The organism is Microvirga tunisiensis (assembly GCF_009296175.1).
GTDB classification, from domain to species: domain Bacteria; phylum Pseudomonadota; class Alphaproteobacteria; order Rhizobiales; family Beijerinckiaceae; genus Microvirga; species Microvirga tunisiensis.
Window position 1 is genome coordinate 1 of record NZ_VOSK01000796.1, and the last position, 1192, is coordinate 1192.

Here is a 1192-nt window from a genome sequence, read left to right on the forward strand (position 1 = left end):
ATTAGTCCATCACGGCGGCGACGACGCCGGCGCCGACGGTACGGCCGCCTTCGCGGATGGCGAAGCGCAGCTTCTCTTCCATGGCGATCGGCGCAATCAGCGTCACCTCCATGGTGATGTTGTCGCCCGGCATCACCATCTCGGTGCCCTCAGGCAGCGTCACCACGCCGGTCACGTCCGTCGTGCGGAAGTAGAACTGCGGGCGGTAGTTGCCGAAGAACGGCGTATGACGCCCGCCCTCTTCCTTGGTCAGGATGTAGGCCTCGGCCTTGAACTTCGTGTGCGGCTTGATCGAGCCCGGCTTGCACAGCACCTGGCCGCGCTCCACGTCCTCGCGCTTCGTGCCGCGCAGCAGGACGCCCACGTTGTCGCCCGCCTGGCCCTGATCGAGCAGCTTGCGGAACATCTCGACCCCGGTCACCGTGGTCTTCTGCGTGTCGCGCAGACCCACGATCTCCACTTCCTCGCCGACCTTCACGATGCCGCGCTCGACGCGACCCGTCACCACCGTGCCGCGGCCCGAGATCGAGAACACGTCCTCGATCGGCATCAGGAACGGCAGGTCCACCGGACGCTCCGGCTGCGGGATGTAGCGGTCAACCTCGGCCATCAGCTCGAGCACGCGCTCGCGCCCGATCTCCGGCGACCGATCCTCCAGAGCGCACAGGGCCGAGCCCTTCACGATCGGAATGTCGTCGCCCGGGAAGTCGTACTTCGACAGAAGCTCGCGCACCTCCAGCTCAACCAGGTCGAGCAGCTCGGCGTCGTCGACCATGTCGACCTTGTTCATGAACACCACCAGGGCCGGAACGCCCACCTGACGCGCCAGCAGGATGTGCTCGCGGGTCTGCGGCATCGGGCCGTCGGCCGACGACACCACCAGGATCGCGCCGTCCATCTGCGCCGCTCCCGTGATCATGTTCTTCACGTAGTCGGCGTGGCCCGGGCAGTCCACGTGGGCGTAGTGCCGGTTCGAGGTCTCGTATTCCACGTGCGCGGTCGAGATCGTGATCCCGCGCGCCTTCTCCTCCGGCGCCTTGTCGATCTGGTCGTACGCCGTGAACGTCGCGCCCCCGGACTCCGCCAGAACCTTCGTGATCGCCGCCGTCAGAGACGTCTTGCCATGGTCCACGTGACCAATCGTCCCAATGTTGCAGTGCGGCTTATTGCGCTGAAACTTTTCCTTCGCCAT

At 65.9% G+C, this 1192-nt stretch carries 1 protein-coding gene; it reads right to left on the reverse strand.

From position 1 onward, the window contains the following. Window position 1 precedes the first annotated feature (1 nt). The gene (gene tuf, locus FS320_RS43725; protein WP_152718694.1) at window positions 2-1192 is read right to left on the reverse strand and encodes an elongation factor Tu; all 1191 of its coding nucleotides are present in this window, start codon (window positions 1190-1192) and stop codon (window positions 2-4) included.